The sequence below is a fragment of the Methylobacterium sp. E-005 genome (assembly GCF_022829725.1).
Lineage (GTDB): Bacteria > Pseudomonadota > Alphaproteobacteria > Rhizobiales > Beijerinckiaceae > Methylobacterium.
Genome location: NZ_JAKSYG010000134.1, coordinates 1 through 211 on the forward strand (window position 1 = coordinate 1; position 211 = coordinate 211).

1 protein-coding gene is annotated in these 211 nt (G+C 67.8%); it reads right to left on the reverse strand.

What is annotated here, in order from left to right; all coding sequences use genetic code 11:
* Nucleotides 1–34: 34 nt before the first annotated feature.
* Nucleotides 35–211, reverse strand: a 177-nt coding sequence (locus MKK88_RS15265; protein WP_244001082.1) for a transposase, incomplete at its 5' end; no start/stop codon positions are given.

The following is a 211-nucleotide window of genomic DNA, read 5'->3' on the forward strand; positions in this document are numbered from 1 at the left end:
TGGCCTGCCCCCATTCGGTGGCCCGAGTTCGAAGTTAGTGCATCGTCGGTCGGCTGACGATGGCAGGGCGCGCGGACGGCACTGATCCGCTCGGTTCGGTTGGCCAGAGGACGACCTCCGGCGCGGGTGGCTGGTAGCCGAGCGACGAGTGCGGCCGGATGCTGTTGTAGTGCCTCCGCCATTGCTCGATCACGACGCCGGCCTCCTTGAG